Source organism: Bacillus daqingensis (assembly GCF_042654445.1).
GTDB lineage: Bacteria > Bacillota > Bacilli > Bacillales > Salisediminibacteriaceae > Alkalicoccus > Alkalicoccus luteus.
In genome coordinates this window covers 109,120-130,753 of record NZ_JBHSGK010000020.1, presented here as the reverse complement: position 1 = coordinate 130,753, position 21,634 = coordinate 109,120, and the positions used below count along the sequence as shown (strand labels likewise).

The 21,634-nt window shown below is 51.6% G+C and carries 17 protein-coding genes; 4 read left to right on the top strand and 13 right to left on the bottom strand.

What is annotated here, in order from left to right; genetic code table 11:
- Positions 1-427 precede the first annotated feature (427 nt).
- From ACFO4L_RS15410 to ACFO4L_RS15395, 4 genes are read right to left on the bottom strand one after another with little or no spacing between them, the layout of a single operon-like run.
- Positions 428-1,573 (bottom strand): mannitol-1-phosphate 5-dehydrogenase, encoded by a 1,146-nt coding sequence (locus tag ACFO4L_RS15410; RefSeq protein ID WP_377910558.1) that lies wholly within the window; start codon positions 1,571-1,573, stop codon positions 428-430.
- Positions 1,574-2,011: a PTS mannitol transporter subunit IIA gene (locus ACFO4L_RS15405; protein ID WP_377910557.1), complete on the bottom strand. Its 438-nt coding sequence runs from the start codon at positions 2,009-2,011 to the stop codon at positions 1,574-1,576. It lies immediately after the preceding gene.
- A gap of 16 nt (positions 2,012-2,027) precedes the next feature.
- Positions 2,028-4,088: a BglG family transcription antiterminator gene (locus ACFO4L_RS15400; RefSeq protein ID WP_377910556.1), complete on the bottom strand. Its 2,061-nt coding sequence runs from the start codon at positions 4,086-4,088 to the stop codon at positions 2,028-2,030.
- Positions 4,089-4,106: 18 nt separating this feature from the next.
- Positions 4,107-5,540 (bottom strand): PTS mannitol transporter subunit IIBC, encoded by a 1,434-nt coding sequence (locus ACFO4L_RS15395; protein WP_377910555.1) that lies wholly within the window; start codon positions 5,538-5,540, stop codon positions 4,107-4,109.
- Between the two features lie 692 nt (positions 5,541-6,232).
- Here ACFO4L_RS15395 and glmS point away from each other — a divergent pair.
- Positions 6,233-8,035 (top strand): glutamine--fructose-6-phosphate transaminase (isomerizing), encoded by a 1,803-nt coding sequence (gene glmS / locus ACFO4L_RS15390; RefSeq protein WP_377910554.1) that lies wholly within the window; start codon positions 6,233-6,235, stop codon positions 8,033-8,035.
- Between the two features lie 262 nt (positions 8,036-8,297).
- Here glmS and ACFO4L_RS15385 read toward each other — a convergent pair whose 3' ends face one another.
- From ACFO4L_RS15385 to ACFO4L_RS15365, 5 genes are all read right to left on the bottom strand, one after another.
- Entirely contained in the window at positions 8,298-9,152 is an 855-nt protein-coding gene (locus ACFO4L_RS15385; protein WP_377910553.1) for an EamA family transporter, read from the bottom strand.
- A gap of 120 nt (positions 9,153-9,272) precedes the next feature.
- Positions 9,273-10,127, bottom strand: a complete 855-nt coding sequence (locus ACFO4L_RS15380; protein ID WP_377910552.1) for an alpha/beta fold hydrolase — start codon at positions 10,125-10,127, stop codon at positions 9,273-9,275.
- A gap of 98 nt (positions 10,128-10,225) precedes the next feature.
- Positions 10,226-11,392, bottom strand: a complete 1,167-nt coding sequence (locus tag ACFO4L_RS15375; RefSeq protein WP_377910550.1) for a hypothetical protein — start codon at positions 11,390-11,392, stop codon at positions 10,226-10,228.
- Positions 11,385-12,773, bottom strand: coding sequence for a vWA domain-containing protein (locus tag ACFO4L_RS15370; protein WP_377910549.1), 1,389 nt, complete (start codon positions 12,771-12,773; stop codon positions 11,385-11,387). The genes ACFO4L_RS15375 and ACFO4L_RS15370 overlap by 8 nt, the downstream gene beginning before the upstream one ends.
- A 155-nt stretch (positions 12,774-12,928) precedes the next feature.
- A complete protein-coding gene (locus ACFO4L_RS15365) occupies positions 12,929-13,453 on the bottom strand; it encodes a GrpB family protein (protein ID WP_377910548.1) in 525 nt (174 codons plus the stop codon).
- A 567-nt stretch (positions 13,454-14,020) separates the two neighbouring features.
- Here ACFO4L_RS15365 and ACFO4L_RS15360 point away from each other — a divergent pair.
- Positions 14,021-14,560: a GNAT family N-acetyltransferase gene (locus ACFO4L_RS15360; RefSeq protein ID WP_377910547.1), complete on the top strand. Its 540-nt coding sequence runs from the start codon at positions 14,021-14,023 to the stop codon at positions 14,558-14,560.
- Positions 14,561-14,662: 102 nt separating this feature from the next.
- Here the strand turns inward: ACFO4L_RS15360 and ACFO4L_RS15355 are convergent, their stop codons facing one another.
- From ACFO4L_RS15355 to ytvA, 4 genes are all read right to left on the bottom strand, one after another.
- A complete protein-coding gene (locus ACFO4L_RS15355; RefSeq protein ID WP_377910546.1) occupies positions 14,663-16,105 on the bottom strand; it encodes a catalase in 1,443 nt (480 codons plus the stop codon).
- A 384-nt stretch (positions 16,106-16,489) separates the two neighbouring features.
- A complete protein-coding gene (gene katG / locus ACFO4L_RS15350) occupies positions 16,490-18,691 on the bottom strand; it encodes a catalase/peroxidase HPI (RefSeq protein ID WP_377910545.1) in 2,202 nt (733 codons plus the stop codon).
- A 236-nt stretch (positions 18,692-18,927) separates the two neighbouring features.
- On the bottom strand, positions 18,928-19,236 hold the full coding sequence (locus ACFO4L_RS15345; protein ID WP_377910544.1) for a hypothetical protein: 309 nt from the start codon (positions 19,234-19,236) through the stop codon (positions 18,928-18,930).
- Positions 19,237-19,343: 107 nt separating this feature from the next.
- Positions 19,344-20,108 (bottom strand): YtvA family blue-light photoreceptor, encoded by a 765-nt coding sequence (gene ytvA / locus ACFO4L_RS15340; RefSeq protein ID WP_377910543.1) that lies wholly within the window; start codon positions 20,106-20,108, stop codon positions 19,344-19,346.
- Positions 20,109-20,253: 145 nt separating this feature from the next.
- On the opposite strand from ytvA, the gene ACFO4L_RS15335 reads away from it, so the two are divergent.
- Together ACFO4L_RS15335 and ACFO4L_RS15330 are read left to right on the top strand one after the other, a co-directional pair.
- Positions 20,254-20,955 carry a class I SAM-dependent methyltransferase gene (locus ACFO4L_RS15335; protein WP_377910574.1) on the top strand — a complete coding sequence of 234 codons (702 nt, stop codon included), beginning with the start codon at positions 20,254-20,256 and terminating at the stop codon, positions 20,953-20,955.
- A 4-nt stretch (positions 20,956-20,959) separates the two neighbouring features.
- Positions 20,960-21,511, top strand: a complete 552-nt coding sequence (locus ACFO4L_RS15330; protein ID WP_377910542.1) for a hypothetical protein — start codon at positions 20,960-20,962, stop codon at positions 21,509-21,511.
- The last annotated feature ends 123 nt before the right edge of the window (positions 21,512-21,634 follow it).

Sequence of the window (21,634 nt, the reverse complement as noted above, 5' to 3'; positions counted from 1 at the left end):
ATTCCATAGGCGTCCCCGCCGGACACATCGGGAAATCGGCTCTGATTCTTAAAGAATAACGTTGCGACAGGCTGACGAAACTACTTTTTTACGTTTATCATGAAATTCGATGACGTACTGGCGTCCTTATTTAACACGTAAACGGCTCAACGTAAAGGTTCTATCTGTATCGAAAATCGTGTCAGCAAAAGCCGCACATATGAACCGTATTGCAAGCTGCCGACATCGAAGGACTTCGACTCCGGGAGGATCAGAACGAGGCGAAGATCCAGCGCTTCCGACGGAAGAAGGAAGCGGTTAGCTGAGCCCGTTCCCTCCGGAAAGCGAGGGTCCGCAGATACAGGCAGATGCAACGTTATTCACCTAAAAAAACTTTATCGACAGTCTGACAAAGGCCGTCCCAAATGGGGCGGCCTTTGTGTTTTTATTATGCTTGAATGGCTTCATACAAGGCGGCTGCCTGCTGTACGAGCGGACTGTCCGGATCGAGTCCGCTGACAGCTGCCAAAACGGAAGAAGCGGAACTCACAGCCAGCTGCTGATGAAGCTGGGCGGCTTCTTCGTCCTGCAGGTTATCGTAGGCGAGTGCGGCTGCAATCGTGCGTAACAGCGCTTCCGGATTCATGCCACGTTCTTCCAGCTGCAGAGCAGGGCTGATAAGACGTTCCCGAGCGCCGAGCTTTTTCAGAGGCTGTCTGGCAACCCGGTCGATAGAATCAGATAAAGCATCGTTCTCAAAACGGCTGAGCGTCGTGCGGATATAAGCGGCATGCGTGTCCGGATCGAAGCCGTACTTGGCCGTCAGCAGTTTTCCGGTTTCCTGCAGCACGCTTTCCACCTCACTGCGGACCTCGTTGTCTTTCATCGCCTCCTGAACCGTGGCATGCTGCCTCTGCCAGCCGTGATAAGCTGCAGCTGCATGACCAGTGTTCACGGTAAAGAGCTTGCGCTCGATGTAGGCGTCGAGATCATCCACGTAGTGAATCCCGTCAATAGGCGGAACCGGGCCGTGAATAGCCTTCTTCTCAACGGTCCATTCGTAAAAAGGCTCTACGAGTACGTCCAGCGGATGAGCCTGCTCCTGAATCGGAACGATGCGGTCCACTGCTGCGTTCGGCCAGCTGATGAACGCTTCTGCCTGCCTTGCCTGCTCGTCAGAAAGGTGTTCCTTTACGTGCATGCGCAGCATGTCGGTGCCGCCGACTGCGTTTTCGCAGGCGATAACCGTCAGCGGCCAGGCTGAATCCAGTCGTTCCTTAACCGCTTCTGCCAGCACAGGGGCCAGGTGCTTTAAAACAGGCGCACCGACAGCCGTTGTGACGAGATCTGCTTCCCGAAGCGCAGCAAGCAGCTCCTCTTTCTCGTGCTGCGAATGGAGGCCAGTAAAGTTGGTAACGGTTTCCGAAGGTTGATCAGGGGCCGCGAAGAAAATCTGATAACTCTCCTCCTGCTTTAACAGCTTGATCAGCTCATTATTTACATCAGCAAATGTCACCTGGCAGCCTGCCCGGTGAAGGAGCTGAGCGATGAAGCCGCGGCCGATATTCCCGGCCCCAAAATGGACGGCTCTCATTTACTCCACCTCTTGGAACATGTCGAGCAGTTCCTGTTTTGTTGTTGCGTTCAGCATTCTTTCTACGTTTGCTTCCTCGGAGCAAAGGATAGCAATTTTCGACAGGATTTCGAGGTGCTCGTTATCCTTTCCTGCGATGCCGAATACGAGCTTTGCCGTATTTCCTTCGCCGTATTCTACGCCATCAGGAATTTGCAGAACAGACAGACCAGAATAGTGAACATTGCTCTTTGCGTCGTCAGTGCCGTGCGGAATGGCGACACCGTTCCCCATGAAAGTGGAAGTGATTTCTTCCCGCTCAAACATTTTGTCAATGTAGCCGGCATCCGTATAGCCGCCGTCAACGAGAATTTGCCCAGCTTTGCGGATCGCTTCCTTTTGGTCTGTCACCTTTACGCCGAGCTGAATGTTTTCCTCTGGAAGAATTGCTTTTGTCATGATGAAACACTCCTTTTTATTCGTTCGTTATTCCACGGATAAGCTGTAAAAACTCTCCGCTCATCACATCTTTTATTTCTTTTTCGCTTCCTTCCGCAAACAGGCGGAGGTTGCGTTCATTCTTTACAATCATGCCGCTGATGCTGCTCAGAAGGCTGCTTTGGGTATCACTCATATCCAGCGGTGCGAGCATGAGCAGAATGCGCCTGACATGAATGGTGGAGCCATCCATGGCCCGGATTGGTTCTGGATGTAGGCGTTCCACGAGCAGAAACACCGGTTCACGAATGTCACTGCTCCGCGCATGATAGAGCGCAAGCTGCGTGTTCGGAAGTCCGACTCCGGAAAGCTGCTCCCGTTCCTGCAGCGCGTTTTTAACGGCGCGGGCGTCTGATACAAATCCTTTTCCCTGCAAATACAGCAGCGTATTCTGCATGCTCTGCCAAAACGGGACGGCAGTCGATTCCTGAATCAGCTCTACGTGCTGCATCAGCTGCAGAGCTTCGTTCAGCTGGGACTGCATCGATTCCAGCGTACCCGCTGCAGGCTGTTTGGAAACGGAATCTGGTGTTCTTCCCGGCTTTCGAGCCATATAGTGTTCAATCTCAGCCAGTTCATCATCGGTTAAGAACGGATTTACTTGAATGTAATCGTACGCGTCATCCAGGGCAATCGTCGAGATGATGAGATCGGCAGGATCAAGCGTTTTCTGATCCAGTTCATAAACCGAGAGTTGTTCCATCGACGTGATCTGCGGCAGCTCCCGTTTAAGGCGGGCGGCCATCATTTTGGATGAGCCAATACCAGTGGAGCAGATAACGTAGGCGTGGTATTCCCGGCCGTCATCGAGTTCCAGCGCCGATCCAAAGTGAAGCACGAGAAACCCAACTTCGTCATCCGGAACATCAAGCTCAGCAAACACGTGACGAGCGGCATCTGCCACTGCAGCAAACAGCTGCGGGTATTTAGTCTGAATCGTGTCCTTAAGCGGATTATGAATGCTCATTTGCTGCTGCATGCGATAGAGAGCGGGGCTTAAATGAGCAGTGAGGCCCTTTTCCAATGCGTGTCCGGAAAAAGCCGTGCCGTACCGGTCGGATACGTGGCGGATCAGGCGGCTGGCAAGAAAGGAAATATCCAGATCCGGGTCCGCTTGAAACGCTGTATCCCGCTGCAGCTTGGCGCCGCGAAGGTGCATCGTAATATAGCCAATCTCTGTATTAGGAATGGTTAAATCGAGCCGTTCCTCGAGCCGTGCAGCAAGAGAAGCAGCCAGCGGAAATTCCTGCGTCTGCTTTAGACGCTCCAGCAGCTCCTCTTTCATCTGTACCCGTTCACCGAGCTGAATACGCTCCAGTGCCAGCGCAAGATGGACGACGAGCGCAGCATAGGAAGAATCGGCGATAGGAACCGGAAGCCGGCGGGTGACTTCTTCGACAGCTCGTTCGACCTCCTGAATCCGATCTTCGTCGACGAAACCGAGCAGCTGGTCGGCGATTGCCTTCGTTCGTCCGCCGGTTTCTGCAAGCGTTCTGCGGCGGATGAAGCGGAGCAGATCCGTATCATTTAGATGATTGGCAAGCAGCGCGCGAATGGCGCGCCGTTTTGCCTGCTCCTCACCGGCTGCCTGAATCCCAAAGCCTCGTCGTCTCAGCAGCGTCAGCTGATGCTGCTCCATCCAGTCTGTCAGCTTATCCAGATCACTGCGGACGGTTGCTTCCGTGATGTGCAGTTCGGAGGCGAGAGCATGCAGTTTTACAGGTTCTGTTGCTGTCAGCAGCTTATATGATAAAAGCAGCTGACGCTGTTCAGGCAAAAAGTCAATACTGCGGGCCTCTGACAGGTCCTCTGTAAGAGCCTGAAGCTCTTGATCTGGTCCGGAAAGGCGCAGCCCGGTCCCTGACTTCTTTTCCAGCGTCAGCTCATACGGCTGCAGAAGACTGTCAAATGTCGTCAGATCACGGTGGATGGTGCGTTCGCTCACATCCAGCGCTTCGGCCAGATAGGCAACCGTGACTCCTTCCGGATGTGCTAGCAGCTCATCCAGAATGCGCCGGTCTCGGGCGGATACGTACATATACGTCCCTCCAGTCTGTTACTGCTTCAGTCGCTCCACGAGCTTGTCGTATTCCGGGCTGTTCAGGAAGTTTTCCACGGATACGTGATCAGCTCCTGGACGCTTTTCTTTTGCACGAGGCGTGAGGTCCTTATGGGTGATGACAATATCGGCGTCTTCCGGAAGGTTGCTAATGGAAGTATTCGTCACATCAATGTCGAGTCCTGCTTTTTTCACCTTATCACGCATGATCGAAGCTCCCATTGCGCTTGAGCCCATACCTGCGTCACAGGCAAAAATGATGCGGTTGACGTTTGACGGATCGATTCCAGCTTCAGGCGCAGCCTGCTCGCCTTCTGCAAACGTACCAGAAACGCTGCTCTTCTTGCCTTTCATTTCTTCCATTTTAGCAGCTGCCCCGGACATATCATCTTCAGCGGGATTCTTCGTCGTCTTCAGAATGATGGAAGCGACAAGGAAGGAGACACCCGTGGCTGCAAACACGCCGGCGAACATCCCGAGATAACCGCCCGGCGGCGTCATCAGCGTATACGCGATGATGCTTCCTGGTGCAGGTGTTGCGACGAGTCCGGCATCAAAGATCGAGAAGGTGAAGATGCCTGCCATACCGCCGGCGATTGCTGCCAGAATTAGAATCGGGCGCATCAGGATGTACGGAAAGTAGATTTCGTGAATACCACCAAAGAAATGGATGATCGCGGCCCCTGGTGCTGTACGCTTTGCCGAGCCGACTCCAAAGAGCATGATCGCAAGCAGCACGCCCAGTCCTGGACCTGGGTTTGTTTCAAGCATCAGCAGAATCGAAGAGCCCTGCTGGGAAGCCTGCTCCAGACCTAAAGGACTGAGAATACCATGGTTGATTGCGTTGTTTAAGAACAATACCTTTGCTGGTTCAATGAAAATACTGGCAAGCGGGAGCAGGCCGAGTGATACAATGACGTCCACCCCTGCACCGAGCGCCTGCGTCAGACCGAATACGACCGGACCGACCGTGATGACGCCGAAGAGTGCAAGCAGCATCGCAAGAATACCAGCTGTAAAGTTGTTGACGAGCATTTCAAAGCCTTGACGTACTTTCCCTTCGAGCAGACGGTCAATCTGTTTAATGAGGAGGCCGCCGAGTGGCCCCATGATCATGGCTCCGATAAACATTGGCACTTCTGCACCGACGATGACACCCATTGCGGCAGTCGCCCCAACGACACCACCGCGTGTATCATGGACAAGCTTACCGCCGGTGTAGGCAATGAGCAGCGGCAGGAGGTAGGTGATCATCGGACCGACGAGCGCTTCGAACGTCGGATATGGCACCCAGCCATCCGGAATAAAGAGCGCAGTGATCAAGCCCCAGGCGATGAACGCCCCAATGTTCGGCATGATCATGCTGCTTAAAAAGCTTCCGACCCGCTGAATTCGTGTCCGCAGTGTCGATTTTTGTTGTTCCTGACTCATGTGAAATCCCCCTTCAGGATAAAGAATAAGTAGCTTGTACCTTTATAGTAAAGCGCTCTCATCGCCTCTACAACACAATGAAAACGCAATTACGTCACAGTTATTCCTGACAGGATTTCGTTTGTCGAATTTTAAGGACGCACACGGCTTTCTTTAAATGGTCTCAGATTAGAAAAACACCGGACACGGGGCGGATGACGATTCGGCAAATTTCATGATTAACGGAGGGGGAAACAGGTTACAGAAAACAGAGGGCGAGCTGTAACACTCTTCGCTGAGCGGCGACTAACACAGCGAGTCCGGCCCATTTAGCTGACGGATACAAGTGGAGATCGAATAGTGACACAGAACATTTCCAAAATGTGCAAAAAACGATTGACCGCTGTTTTGCCGTGTAGTATGATGAGGTCATTCAAATGCGTGAAAGGGGGAAAGAAGACTGAGAAACATCATTCAAAAGCGCCTGGACTGCCGATGTGCAGTTGACGAGGAGGAGGTTATCGAACGTTCGGCGGATGCCTCCCGGCTGCCTGAAATCACAGCCGCAACAAGGAGCTAAACCAGCGAGGCGACTTGCTGAACAAAAGCTTATTGACTGATTTCCTGATACACACAACCATAAAAACGAGAAAGAGTGGGGCGGACATGCCCCCGGCGTGAACCTGCCCTGCTCACAGGGAGGACATTTAGCTATGTGCGGAATTGTAGGATATATTGGAACAGCAGATGCAAAGGAGATTCTCCTGCGTGGACTCGAAAAGCTCGAGTACCGCGGCTATGACTCTGCAGGAATTGCGATTGCGAATGAATCAGGAATTCATGTCTATAAAGAAAAGGGCCGAATTGCTGCTCTTCGGGACGTTGTGGATACGTCTGAAGACAGCGTAGTCGGCATCGGTCATACACGCTGGGCGACGCACGGCGTACCAAGCCAGCTGAACGCTCACCCGCACCAGAGTGCGACTGCCCGTTTCACGATCGTGCATAACGGGGTTATCGAAAACTATGAGCAGCTTCGCAGAGAGTATCTTGAAGGTGTGGAGATGGTATCTGACACGGATACAGAAATCATCGTTCAGCTTGTTGATACGTTCTCAAAAGAAGGCCTGTCCACAGAGGAAGCGTTCCGTAAAACGCTCAGCCTGCTCGAAGGCTCCTACGCGACGGCACTGCTCGATAACACCGATCGTGACACAATCTATGTCGGCAAGAATAAAAGCCCGCTTCTGATCGGTCTGGCTGACGGCGTAAACGTGATCGCTTCTGACGCGATGGCGATGCTGCAGGTAACAAACGAATTCATGGAAATTGAAGACAAAGAAATCGTTGTTGTTACACGTGAAACAGCCCAGGTGAAGAAGCTGGACGGCCAGGAGGTCAGCCGTGATTCTTATATCGCTGAGCTCGACTCCACTGACATTGAGAAGGGCACGTACCCGCATTACATGCTGAAGGAGATTGACGAGCAGCCGTTTGTGATTCGGAACATCATCACGAAGTACAAGGATGAGAACGAAAACATTAAGCTCGACGAAGAAATCCGCAGCGCGGTTACAGATGCAGACCGCATCTACATCATTGCGGCCGGAACGAGCTATCATTCCGGACTGGTCGGAAAAGAACTGATCGAAAAAATCGCACACATTCCGGTAGAAACGCATATTGCAAGTGAGTTCCTTTACAACATGCCATTACTAAGCAAGAAACCACTCTTTATCTTTATTTCACAAAGCGGGGAAACAGCTGACCTCCGCGGTGTACTTGTAAACGTTAAGGAGCTGGGACATCCGGCACTGACGATTACAAACGTACCAGGCTCCACATTGTCCCGTGAAGCAGACTATACGCTGCACACGCATGCAGGCCCTGAAATCGCCGTTGCGTCAACGAAAGCCTACACGGCGCAGATGGCTGTGATGGCTATTCTTGCAGTGGATGCTGCTCGTGCAGGCGGAGTAGAAATCGACTTTGACCCGCTGCAGGAGCTTGGGATCGTTGCAAACGCAATGGAAATTTTCACAGAGAAAAAAGAAGTGCTCGAAGAAGTAGCGCGTGAATTCCTCAGTGTCTCGCGAAATGCCTTCTTTATCGGCCGTTCGCTCGACTATTACGTCTGCATGGAAGGTGCTTTGAAGCTGAAGGAAATTTCCTACATTCAGGCAGAAGGCTTTGCAGGCGGGGAGCTGAAGCACGGTACGATTGCGTTGATCGAAGAAGGAACACCGGTGATCGGGCTTGCTACACAGAAAGATGTCAGCCTGAATATCCGCGGAAACATGAAGGAAGTAGTCGCACGCGGCGCGAATCCTTGTTTTATCAGCATGGAAGGCTGCGAGCACGAAGAAGATACGGTTGTGATGCCGGCGGTACACGAATACCTCACACCGCTTGTAAGCGTCCTGCCAATGCAGATTATCTCCTATTATGCAGCGCTTCACCGCGGCTGCGACGTGGACAAGCCGCGAAACCTGGCGAAGTCCGTAACAGTAGAATAACAGCTGACACCCCCATCTAGTTCTGTAAACCGGATGGGGGTGTTTTGATTGCGCACGGCTATCAGCGGTTAGTGAGAATGAACGTGTTCAACATTTACTGCAAAAGCGTTAACCTTAGCTGGAAAAGCATTAACATGGGCTTGCACCTGTTTACGAGCATCAACTTAGAACTGTTAAAACGAAGAAAGGATTAAATACCGGAGAGAAACGTTTACCTTTCTCCTCCGAACATTCACCTTTTAAAGTCAGCTGGTGTCAAAATTCAGCTCATTTGCAGCAGAAGGATCCCGATGAAGACGAGCGCAAGCGAAACCGTCTGCAGCCGGGTGAGGCGCTCCCGCAAATAGAGCACCGACAACAGCGCCACAACGAGACTGTTTGTGGAAAATACAGGGGAGACGATGCTGGCAGGCCCGCTCTGCAAAGCCCACGCGTAAAGCTGCATGCCGGCAAAGGAAAACAAGCCGGCTCCGAGTCCAAATTGGAAGCTTTTCAGCCGAAAAGGCGAATTTCTCTGAGGAGAACGAAGCAGCGCCTGCAACGACCAGAGCAGGCCAACTGCATAGCCAACTAAAAGGATAGTCGTATTTGGAAGCGCAAGCTCTTCCGTTACTTTCAGACCGCCGTTACGCAGAAAAAACAACGCAGTCGCAGCAAACACAAATACGTACCAGATCCGGTTTGGAATACTCAGTTTTTCTCGGGGGTCAAGCGGAAGCAGGCTCACGGATGCGACAATCAGAAAGATCCCGGCGTATTCTATTGCGCCGGGGCGTTCTGCGTAAACGATAACAGACATGAGTACGATCAAGAGAATATTCGTGTTCACGAGCGGGGAGGTCAGGCTCGCCGGTCCATATTCGAGCGCCCGCATGAACAGCAGATTGCCGAACGTGGAGCCGATTCCTACAATCATTCCGCTGAGCAGAATCACCGCAGAGAGATACAGCACGTTTTCCACGTACGCCGTTACAGCAAAGCCGACAGTGCCGCTGGCATAAACGCCTGCAAAAAACGGCAGGAGCGGCCAGCCTTTGAACGCGTTCACTTTAAAGCAAAAGGTAGCCAGACCAAAGATAATGGCGCTGGCTGCGGCAAGTAAAAACCAGAGTGTCATGGTGAAATCCCTTCTTTACATACAAGTGGTTACGGAGGTACCCGGATGCTTTGCAGCGCCTTTTTTATGGTAGTCCAAAAGGTCGATAGTCTGTATCTAAAGCTTCGAAAAGGCGATTATCTATTGATGCTCATGTAAAAAGGCCAGCAGCAGGCGGTCGGTAGTGCCGGCTTCTTTACCGAGCCAGATCAGATGCCCCCATGCATGCAGCTTTTCCAGTCTGGCATTCGGTATCATGGCTGCCGCGTGCTCTGCATGTGCCAACGGAACCGAGGCGTCGAACGGACTGTGCATGATCAGAACGGGGCAGGTAATCGCAGCGAGTGTCTCTGTTCCTGCTGCACATGACTGCTCAAGATCGATCATAAAGCCTTTTCCCGAGCGCTGTGAGGCCATCATTCGTGCAAATGTTTCCGCGTCGCCGGGGGCTATGCGTGAAGCTGCTTCTTGATAGGAGAGCGTGCTGAAGGAGGAAAACATCTGGCGAAAAAGCAGCTTTGGAAAACGACGGCTTATCAGCTGCAGCAGCTGCCACGTGAAGCGCTCCCGTTTCGGATGAAAGAGAACCTTCGCCGCTTTATAGGCAGGGTCTGCAGGGGTAAGCCATTCCTTGGTTACGGCAGATTGCAGCGTCAGCGAGGCAGCTTTTTCCGGATAAAGGGCGGCAAAGCGGATGCCTGCAGGACCTCCTGCGGAGGCAGCCAGCACATGAATTCGTTCCAATCCAAGGTGGGTAAGCAATCCTTCATAAAGCGTACATGCAGCATCGAGATTGCGGACGGGAGACGTCACCCCGTAGCCGGGACGTGATGGAGCAATGATGGAAAATCCTTCCTCTAGCAGCGCCTCTGTCCCGATCGTCTCGAAGCAGCTGGCATGACCGCCGTGCAAAAACAGAACCGGCGGCCCTTCGCCACGCTGTGTATACTCGACGACCATCGCGTCCTTTTCGAACGTGCCATACCGCTGAATCATGTCTGTTCCCTCCAATCGGATCGTTACGATGATTGTAGCGCAAAGCTGCAGCAATTCCTATAAGAAAAGAGCCCGTCTGGAAGCAGACGGACTTTCAGCTAGGCAGAAGACGTGTTGCGCATGCTTTTCTTTGCCACTCTTGCAGCTTGATGATGGTGAGCCGGCTTCTGCCTGCGAACGAACAGTGTGACGAGCATAAGCGGGAAAAATAAGACCGCGTAAGGAGCAAGCGTCCGTGGATCATGGGGCTGCATCATCACAATCAGAAGCGACAGAAGGAAGACGGCCGTTCCGTAAGATGCTGCGGATAGAAGCGCGATCGGCAGGAGGGTGATCGGTTTCACCCGTTCAAACCGGTAGCCGTAGAGAATGTGAAAGGCGCCGAACACAATCGTGGCACCAATTGTTCCGACGAGGCTGATGTCCCCGGCCATACTTCCCGGCTGCATCAGCACGTACCACTGATCAAGCAGCATCACCATCAGCAGCAGCGTAGTGGAGCCTATAAACAGGTGCGGCAGTCTCCATGGAAACGTGACATAGTGATGAGAATGTGTCTCCATCTCAGGCGTATATTCCGGCAGATAGGCATGGTCCTCGCGACGCTGCCGGTTGATGTAGCTTATCACGCTGCCGTTAAACGTAAACGGTTCTTTGTAAAGGTCCGTTTGAATCAGCTCGGCTGCATCAGGGTCGCGGTAAAGTTTGTTCACCGACTCATCTGTGCGGAAAAGAGACAGACCGGCGTGCTGGGCATGAGCCAGCCAGCTATTGGCCGATTCATCGTCCCGAAACGAAATATCCATCCATCGTGTCTGTCCAGCTTCCTGGAAGACGACAAGTACAACCGGAATGTACGTATAGATCGTTTTACTAGTGGAGCCCTGGCCAGTTGTATACGCCTGAAGCTGCGGTGCCAGCAGGACCGTTTCAATAGCAGAAAAGGGAATCTGGATGGCGTCAAGCGGCTCGCTGCTGCCGCTTTTTTCATGACTCATCCATATCTCCTGCTTTTCTTCATCGATGCCGTAGGCAATGAACTGATCGAGTTTCCGGATTTTATTAACCAGCAGGACGCTCGAGAGCATGAGGACAAGTCCTGTTCCACCTAGAACGATGAGGCCGGCAGCCGAACCTGTCTGGTAGGCTGCCCACACGATACCCGCACCGCCTAGAAAGAGAATGGCAGTAAGTACGTAATACATGGTGATAGCTCGTGTTGTTTCCTGCAGGTCATGCGTTTTTCCCTTCAGATTGCTACTCATTGTCATCCCCCTGGATAATATCCTGGCGTTCGTTGATGCCTTCTTCTGTGATATCCTGGCGGTTTTGAATGCCTTCATCGACTGCCTGCTGGCGGAATTGAATCATGGACTCCGTGATATAAGAGCGGATGGCGATACCCCGGTCTGTTACAGAAGAGCGAAGAGGAATGCCGGAATAATCGTCGTTCTGTTCCTCCAGCGCCCGGCTCAGGTCGGTTAATCGATCCTGTTCGGCCCGGCTCAAATCCGTAATCGTCTCCTGCAGCTCCCGGGAGCGGTCGAGATAGTCGCTTTGCTGCTCGCGGCTGACGTCTGTATTCTCTGCCTGCCACTCCCGCCAGGCGCTGATCAGCTCGCTTTGTTCCTCGCGAAGCGTCTGGCGCAGCGTTTCTGCATCGTCTGCCTGCATATAGTCACCGCCGCCGGCAGAGGCAATGTCCATAAGAGCCTGGTGCTCATCATCCTCTACGTCAAACCCGATGATGTGAACGACCGCATTAATGCCGCTCTCGTTCAGATCAGCTGCTGCCTGAACGGGATCACCGCCGCACGTTTCCTCTCCGTCACTGACAATATAGACGACAACCTCGTCCCCGTCTTCTGCATATGCCAGCAGATCGTCTCCAGCAGCTTCAATCGACGCTGCAATCGGCGTATAGCCGGTCGGTTCGAATGAATCAAGCACCTCTGTAAATGCTGCTTCCTCATAAGGAGCTAACGGATAAAGCTCTTCCGTGCCTGCACACGACTCCTCCTGATCGACAGCCAGATTGCTTCCCTGATGTCCGTATACGCGCAGCGATATGTTTGCGTGCTCCGGCAGTTCAGCCGCAAATTCATGCACGGCTTCTTTCGCCGCATCCATCTTTATCTCATCCCCGACAGACTGAGCCATGCTTCCGCTTGCATCAAATAAAACCTGAACATGAAGCCCCTGTACATCCTCTTCGGAGCTGCTTGTATCGCCGGGACGTACCGTAAGCTCCTCGTAGTCGATTTCGAGCGCCAGTGCTTCTTCGATGTAGTTCCGGTAATCAAACGCTGTCAGATCAAGCACTTGCAGAAAGAGTTCGTCATCGCTCGTGCCGGACTCGATCGAATCAGAGAGTATCGTCATCACTTCATCTTCATCGTAGTCGTCCTCACTATAGGATCCTGGCGCTGCCTGCATCCATTCCTGCGGTTCACTGCCAAACCGATCCAAATCTCCAAACGAATAAGAGGTCGAGTCATCATCCGTTTCTTCTGCCTTCTCTTCCTCTTCAATTGAGTCGTTCTGTGTCTCGGGCTCCTGCACTTCCGTTTCCTGATCATGTTCAGCGCTGCCGGAGCAGCCTGCAAGCAGCAGGAGCATAGCAACTGTTACGCCTGATGTTTTCATGTTTTCTTACCTCCGCCTGTGAATTCATACATCAGGGTACCAGAGCGAGGCGAAATTGTCCGGAATTTACACGTTTTTCCTGCTTTAGTCCAGTAAAATTTGACATTTCAACTGGGAAATAATTCGTTTGTTGTAGACGAAAAGATAGTAAACGGTTAGGTGCGCAGCTGATAAATACGGTGGACGAAGGCGGTTTTCTCTTCCGTATAGGCAGGAATACTGGTCGGATGAGCGGCAGCTGCCCGTTTTTTCAGAGCGGCGTATGCACTGTGTTCAGCAGAGTGTGTGTTCATATAATTCCGGAAAAATAGCAGGTTGTTCCATAGCTCGCCGTTGTACGTCATCAGATGGAGAATGTGAGTCTTCGTTTCATAAGAATCGTCCGTAAACGCTGCAAATACGATTTCCTCCTGCTTTTGAACGCGCAGGCGCAGAAATCCGCACTGCTTTAAGCGGCAGAATAAATCGTTGTGATCTGCGTCTAACTGATCCACACCGATAGCAAGGTCGATGATGGGCTTTGCGGGCATGTCAGCTATTGCCGTGCTGCCAATATGAGCAATACGGTTCTCAGGAATGTCAGTTACTGCAGAAAGCTCCTTTATCCGTTCGTCTGCCATCTGGCTCCACTGCGGATCGTACGGTACAAGCCTTACATCATTACGTTTTAGTCCAAGCATATTTCCCCTCCTTCTCTCAGTATCAGTGTGAAGAAAGAAGGGGAAAAGAAACAGTATGGCAGGCTGTTGACAAAGCGAATCTGTTAACATGTTTATAAATTTTGGTACAGCCCTTCTTCGCGTATCGCCAGAAGCTTGCCGTGGGCTTGCCTTCAGCTATTTCTCAGGGTGCCCCTGAGAAAGGATCTTCAGTCTGCGCTTCCCACCGGCGTCCCTGGCAAATGCTGCAAAGTACTGGCATAATCATTCGTATAAGAAGAGTCACATAGGGAAGGACCAATCAGTATCGAACAAGCTCGTGCCAATAGAGATAAGACGTTTCAACCATTCTACCAGTTGACGAAATTGGAGTGCCTCGACTCCGAGAGGATCAGAACGAGGCGAAGATCCAGCGCTTCTGACAGCCGGAGGAAGCGATTAGCTGAGCCCGTTCCCTCCGGAAAGCGAGTGCCCGGAGATGCAGGCAGGTGCAATATGGTTCACTTAAACCGACTTTTTCGCCACTTTTATTATGGTTTTATATTCCATAAAAGGATATAATAGATGTGGAGAAAGAGGGGTATGACCATGGAGCAACCGCCAGAATTACGAGGAGAACGAGTGCTGCTCAGGCAGCCGGCAGAGCAGGATCATACGGACTATATGCGAGTCGACTTTGATCCGGAAATGCTGCACATGTATGGAGAAGACCGGCATCGGCGCCTTTTAAAAACAGAAGCGGATGCGACAGCTTTTCTGGAAGCAATCAGCCGCCATCCCCATGAATGGTGTGTCGAATATGAAGGCCGTCTGATCGGACAGGCGAGACTTACCGTCCGCTGGGAAGACGAAAAAGCCAGATTTGCGATCGGTCTGTTCGACCCGTCCGTCTGGGGGCAGGGTCTCGGCACAGAAATTACGAAGCTCGTACTCGGCTATGCCTTTGAAACGCTTCGGCTTCACCGGGTGGAACTGAAGGTGCTCGCGTATAATACTCGTGCGATCCGCTGCTATGAAAAGAGCGGCTTTATTAAAGAAGGGATCGAGCGCGAGGGAGCGCTGGTAGAGGGAACGTTTCACGATGATATTCGCATGAGTATCCTCCGTAAAGAGTTTGAAGATCGGTAAAACCAGTAACGATGAATCCGTTTTTTACACGAAAAAGAGGTGCCGGCCGCTATGGCTTGGCACCTCTTTTGATCATAAGAGATCTTGCAGAGCTACGGTTATTTACCGGTAGGCGCTGATGTCGACAGACAAATTCTCTGCGAGCTTTTCCCCTAATGCAGGACAGCCGCGGTAGAAGTTGCAGATTTGCAGTAATTGTGTGTCTTCCCGTACGTCCTGCAGCGCATTCGTCAGGTTGGAGACGAGCGCTTCTTTGTCAGCATCGGAATAGTGATCCCACACCTGCTGCGGCTGCAGAAAATCGGCTTTTTTGTCGATTGGAATCCTGCCTGCCGGACCGGAAACAGGAGCGACGTGGTCGATTTGGGAACGGTCCTCTTTAGGTGTCTCTTCATACCGGTTAGGCTCGTAGTTCACCGGGTCTGTCGGCTGATTTACCGGCATGAAACCGTCGCGCTGATAGTGATTTACTTTCGCAAACGGACAGTTAACAGGCAGCTGCAGGTAGTTCGGGCCGATCCGGTACCGCTGTGTGTCTGAGTACGAAAACAGTCGTCCTTGCAGCATTTTGTCTTCAGAAGGCTCAATGCCGGGAACAAGAACGCCGGGATTGAAGCCGACTGATTCTGTTTCAGCGAAATAGTTGTCCACGTTTTTATTTAGTTCCAACGTACCGACGTGATGATATGGAAAATCCGATTCGAACCAGTCTTTCGTAGCATCCAGCGGATTAAACTCGTAGTCATCAACGTTTTCAGGATCCAGAAACTGCACATAGAGGTCCCACTGAGGGAAGTCGCCGCGTTCAATCGCCTCATATGCATCCATGGTGGCATGATTAAAATCCTCTGCCTGAATCTCGGATGCTTCCGATTCGGATAAATTTTCAATTCCGAGCTTCGGTACCCAGCGCAGCTTCACGTAGACATATTCGTCGTGTTCGTTCACCCATTTAAAGGCATGGACGCTTGAGCCGCGCATATGCCGGTAGCTTCTGGGAATCCCTTCGTCCGAAAACAAGTGCATGAGCATGTTCGTCGATTCCGGCGTCAGGGACATGAAGTCAAAGAAGCGGTCCGGATCCTGAATGTTCGTACGCGGGTCAGGCTTCAGGGAGTGAATCACATCAGGGAATTTCATGGCGTCGCGGATGAAGAAAACAGGAAGGTTGTTGCCGACGAAGTCGTAGTTTCCTTCTTCCGTGTAAAATTTAACTGAAAATCCTCGTGGATCTCGGAGCGTTTCCGGCGAATGGTTACCGTGAATCACGGTGGAGAAGCGTGCAAAGACCGGTGTTTCCGTGCCTTCTTCCTGCAGAAAATGAGCCTTTGTATAAGGTTTCATGCTCGCAGCTGTGCGAAATGTTCCGTGTGCACCAAACCCGCGCGCGTGAACGACGCGCTCCGGAACACGCTCCCGGTCAAAGTGCGCCATTTTTTCGATCAGCTGATAATCCTCTAATAACGTCGGGCCGTTTTCGCCGGCCGTGCGGGAGTTTTGATTATCCCGAATCGGTACACCTTGCCCAGTCGTCAACTTCTTCATGCACAACACTCTCCTCAGCAAATTAGTTGCCAGCAGTCATCCAGGCGCTTGCGAATCCCGCAGCACTCATAACCCATTGCGGTGTCTGGAACCGACATTTTCAGAACAGCCGCGGAAAAAAAAGCCCGGCCGGAGGTTCTGTTTACCTGTTCCAATTGAACGATTAATCAAAGAATGATTATGTACAGCTTCACAACGCAAGCGATCGGATTCGTCTGGCTTGTCAAAAGAACGCACGTTCTACATTTTCCCTGAGAAACGAAGGCATAAACGACAATCAGCCTAATCCGTGAAAAAAGATCCAGGAAAGAAGCAATGGCGGGAAATCAAACAGAAAAACCGCCTGCCGGAATGAATCCGGACAGGCGGCTGACATACAGCTGTTTATTTTTTGACGTCGAAACGGTCAGCGTCCATGATCTTCACCCATGCGTTGATGAAGTCGTTCACGAACTTCTCTTTGTTGTCATCCTGTGCGTAAACTTCAGATACGGCACGGAGAACGGAGTTGGAACCGAATACGAGATCGACGCGTGTTGCCGTACGAACGACGTTGCCGTTCTGACGGTCACGTGCTTCATATACACCATTATCGGCAGGAGCCCACTCAACGCCCATGTCCAGCAGATTCACGAAGAAATCGTTCGTCAGCTGGCCAGGACGGCTTGTGAAGACGCCGTGCTTTGTTCCGCCGTGGTTTGCACCCAGTGCACGCATACCGCCGACAAGAACGGTCATTTCCGGTGCAGTCAGGTTCAGAAGCTGTGCTTTATCAACCATGAGCTCTTCCGGGCTGACAGCGAATTCCTTGAGCTGGTAGTTGCGGAATGCATCTGCAACAGGCTCCAGTACTTCAAAGCTTTCCTGATCGGTCTGCTCCTGTGTCGCGTCACCGCGGCCTGGAGTAAATGGCACCGTTACATCAAAGCCGGCATCCTTCGCAGCTTTTTCAATCGCCGCGTTACCGCCGAGAACGATCAGATCAGCAAGGCTGACGTTGATGCTTGTTTCGTTCTTAATGCCCTCAAGCACATCGAGTGCTTTCGCAAGCTGTTCCGGCTCGTTTGCCGCCCAGTCTTTTTGAGGGGACAGGCGGACGCGGGCGCCATTGGCACCGCCGCGCATATCGGAAATACGGAAAGTGCTTGCAGAAGCCCAGGCAGTTTTCACGAGCTCGTCTACAGATAGACCGGAGTCAAGGATCTTGCTTTTCAGCTCGTCGATTTCTGCATCCGTCAGATCATAGTTGCCGCGAGGTACCGGATCCTGCCAGATAAAGTCTTCTTCCGGCACTTCCGGTCCGAGGTAGCGGTCTTTAGGACCCATGTCACGGTGAAGCAGCTTAAACCATGCAGATGCGAAGGCGTCAGCAAACTCGTCTGGATTCTTGTGGAAACGACGGGAAATCTTCTCGTAGTCCGGATCCATACGCATTGCCATGTCGGCCGTCGTCATCATGATCGTGCGCTTCTTAGAGGAATCTTCCGCGTCAGGCGCATGGTCCTCATCCTTCAGCTCTTTCGGCTCCCACTGGTAGGCGCCGGCCGGGCTCTTCGTAAGCTCCCACTCATAGCCGAAGAGAACGTCAAAGTAAGACATATCCCACTTCGTTGGTGTCGGAGTCCAGGCACCTTCGATTCCGCTTGTAATCGTGTAGGCACCGTTGCCTGTTTCGTGGCTGCTCTTCCAGCCGAAGCCCATGGATTCAACCGGAGCAGCTTCCGGAGCATCTGCTACCGCATCTTCAGGACCGGCACCGTGTGCTTTACCAAACGTGTGCCCGCCGGCAGTGAGTGCCACTGTTTCTTCATCGTTCATTCCCATACGCTTGAACGTTTCACGGATGTCTCGTCCGCTTCCGAGTGGATCCGGCTCGCCGTTAGGACCTTCCGGATTCACATAAATGAGACCCATCTGAACAGCAGCAAGCGGGTTTTCCAGCTCGCGGTCGCCCGAGTAGCGCTCATCGCCGAGCCACTCGGTTTCAGGACCCCAGTTCACGTCTTCTTCCGGGTGCCAGATGTCAGGACGTCCTGCACCGAAGCCAAGCGTTTTACCGCCCATGGATTCGATCGCAACGTTTCCGGCAAGAACGAGCAGGTCAGCCCAGGAGATTTTGTTTCCGTACTTCTGCTTAATTGGCCAAAGCAGACGACGGGCCTTATCGAGGTTACCGTTGTCCGGCCAGCTGTTCAACGGTGCGAAACGCTGGGAGCCGCTTCCGCCGCCACCGCGTCCATCGCCTGTACGGTAAGTACCGGCTGCATGCCAGGACATGCGGATAAAGAACGGGCCGTAGTGACCGTAGTCTGCAGGCCACCAGTCCTGACTGTCCGTCATAAGCTTGTGAAGGTCTTCCTTCATTGCTTTATAGTCGAGCTTCTGGAACTCTTCTGTGTAATCGAAGTCTTCACCAAGAGGGTTGGTCTTCGTATCGTGCTGTGCAAGAATATCAAGGTTCAGCAGGTTCGGCCACCAGTCTTTGTTCTTCGTGCCGCCTGTCGGACTGCTTGTCGGAATACTTGCCGTCAAGCTTTGACCAGTAACCGGGCACTTGTCCATGTTTTCGTTGTTATCCATGTTCATAACTACCCCTTTCCATTTTTAGAAAAGATTCAGAGAGCGATTGTTCCTTCGCACATAAAAAAGTGAGAAAGATACAATATTCATTCTCAGATTATAATTATAATAAATTATAAGCAAAATAAAAAGTGAAACGCTGAAAAATAATGCATTTAGTTGATTTATCACGAAGGAGAATCGGTGAGATAAAAGGTTTTCGACAGGGAAAAAGAAGGATTCTCAACGGGTACAGCTGATTCTCAGGCAGCGATCTGCCAAAAGAAACGAACCACAATAAAAAGGATCAGCAGTCCGCCTGCGCTGAAGAACACGGCCCGGCCGATTTTCTGCTTCCGGGTCGGATTTTGGGGACGCTTTTTAGTAAGCAGCTTTGGAAAAAAGAGTGCGGTGATGAGCGGCGCGGCAAACAAGCCGGTTGTGATGCCAATCATAATCGGCCAGTCTGGTAAACCTGCTTCCAGCAAAAAGAGCGTTGCAATAGCTACAAGCGTCATAACTAGCGGACGAAGCAGGAATATGTTCCATTTTTCCGTACGGCTGAGTTCCATATGAATACACCCCAGTTAGTGCTTTTCCCATTTCGGGACATCGATAAACCGTCTCCCGGCAGTCGGTAAGAAAAAGTCGTCCAGCCTGATACAGCTGGACGACCTGGCTACTGCTGCAGCGATTCGTAGGCCTGTTTAACAGAATGAAAAGAGCGAAAGTTGGAAAGGCTCTGGTCGAGTTTGCGGTATTTCATAGCTGTTTCGGGCGTAATACCGGTTACGATCAGCTCAATACCTTGAAGCTGAAGAATTTCGCCGAGGCGGATGATGCTGTCGGCAACCCCTTCATCCTCCATTTGAAAGCCGGTTAAATCAAGAATAAGGGTTTCCACTCTGGTATCGGCGAGCCCTGTAGTCAGGCGTTCTGTGATCATCTCAAGGCGTCGCTCATCGATCTGCCCGATCAGAGGAAGCACCGACGCACTAGCTGTAATAGGAACAATGGGCGTAGAAAGCAGGTCCAGCTCTGTCTGAGAGGAATCGGCCCGCGACTGCTTATCCTTTAAGTCAGTGATATCTTTTTGGATGCCGACGAAATAATACTGCCCCTCATCCTCCACATAGACCGGGTCAATGTGAAGCAAATTCCAAAAGGGCGTTCCGTTTTTTCTATAGTTCAGCAGTTCTACCGTAAACGGATCTTTTTGCTCAATAGCACGGCGCATAGCAGCGACTGCCCGGCGGTCTGTATCAGGTCCCTGAAGGAACCGGCAGTTTTGGCCGATCACTTCTTCTTTTGTATATCCTGTCAGCTCATAGAAGCCATCGTTTGCGTATATAATAGGATTATCAGGCTGCTTCGGATCTGTAATGAGGAACACGTGCGACGTGTGATCCAAAATAATCTCTTTCAATCTGTCGACGCTTGTCACAGTCGAATTCGCTCCTTCCGGAAGTTCATGTGCTAATGTAAAGGATACCTTTCGGGCACCTAACAATCAACTGGTTTGCTATGAAAAACTGTTGAACAAATAGAGAGAAAAAGAGGTAAACGAACAGAGGGGGGGGAATGAAGTGATGCCAATCAATCCGTATGATGATCCGGAACGGTATGACGTGCGCTATGACCACATTCAGAAAGAGGCTGAGTTTCTAAAAGGTGTCATCAAGGACGGAAGCATTGTGATAGACCTCGCCTGCGGAACGGGTAGAACAACTCTGCCTTTGGCACAAGCAGGAGCTTTTGTGACAGGCATCGATATCAGTCAAGCAATGCTTGATCGTGCTATCGCAAAAGCAAAAGCAGCAGGCATCGAAGCCTCATTTATTCAGCAGGATGCTGCTTCCTTTTCACTTCCCTTTCAAGCTGATTTTATTATTATGACAGGTCATTCCTTTCAGCATCTCCTGATGGAAGGGGAGCAGAACAGCCTGCTGGAAGCAGTTTTTCACCATTTAAAGCCCGGAGGAAGCTTGTATTTCGATACGCGGACACCGCCGCATTCAGGAACCGAGACTGAAATAGATGAGGTAAACGGCACACGCGAAGTTGACACATACGATCCGCAAACAGGCATGCTCCACTCCAGCTTGTACGACGCCGACGAGCGCCTGATAGAATCACTCACCATCCGATACACAGAGCCGGAAAAACTGCGTCCGCTTCTCGAAAAAAACGGATTTACAGATGTTCAGCTGAGGCAGCATTGGAGCACCATGCCTTATACGGGTACTGGCACGATCGTCGTTTATGGCAAAAAAACATACAGGAGGGGGTAGTAACATGATGAATCCGGATGTGCGTAAATGGTTTGATGATTCTGCTCACGGTACAAAGGAAGCACGCTATGAGGCTTACACGGTTATTATGGAACAAACGAAGCAGGAAGTAGACTGGACCTATGAGATCTGGGAGGAGCTGGTGGATGATCTTAAGCATTCGGATCCGCACAGACGGGCCCGGGCCGGCCAGTATCTCGCTCAGCTGGCAATCAGCGATCCGGAGCAGCGGATTCTCGACGTATTCCCGGATCTTTGGAAGGTGACAAAGGATGAGAAGTTTGTGACAGCCCGGCATACGCTGCAAGCAGCCTGGAGAATTGGCTTGGCAGGGGAAGAACAGCGGAATACGCTGCTTCCTTACATGAAAGAACGCTTTGAAGAAGCAGAAAGCGAAAAGAATGGATCGCTCGTTCGCAGTGACATCATCGAGGGGCTGAAGCGGCTCTATCAGCATAGTAACGATGAACGCTCAGCTGAAACCGCCCGGATCCTGATCGCATCGCTGGATGATGGAAAAACGAAAAGGAAGTGCGAAAAAATCTGGAAAAGCTGAGCGGTTTTCAATAGGATATAACGGAAAGAAAACGCCCCGTCTGCCGCTGGTGGACGGGTTTTTAATATGTTCAAACGAAAATAAACAAGAAGGGTTGACATACCCATTTGGGTATATTAATAT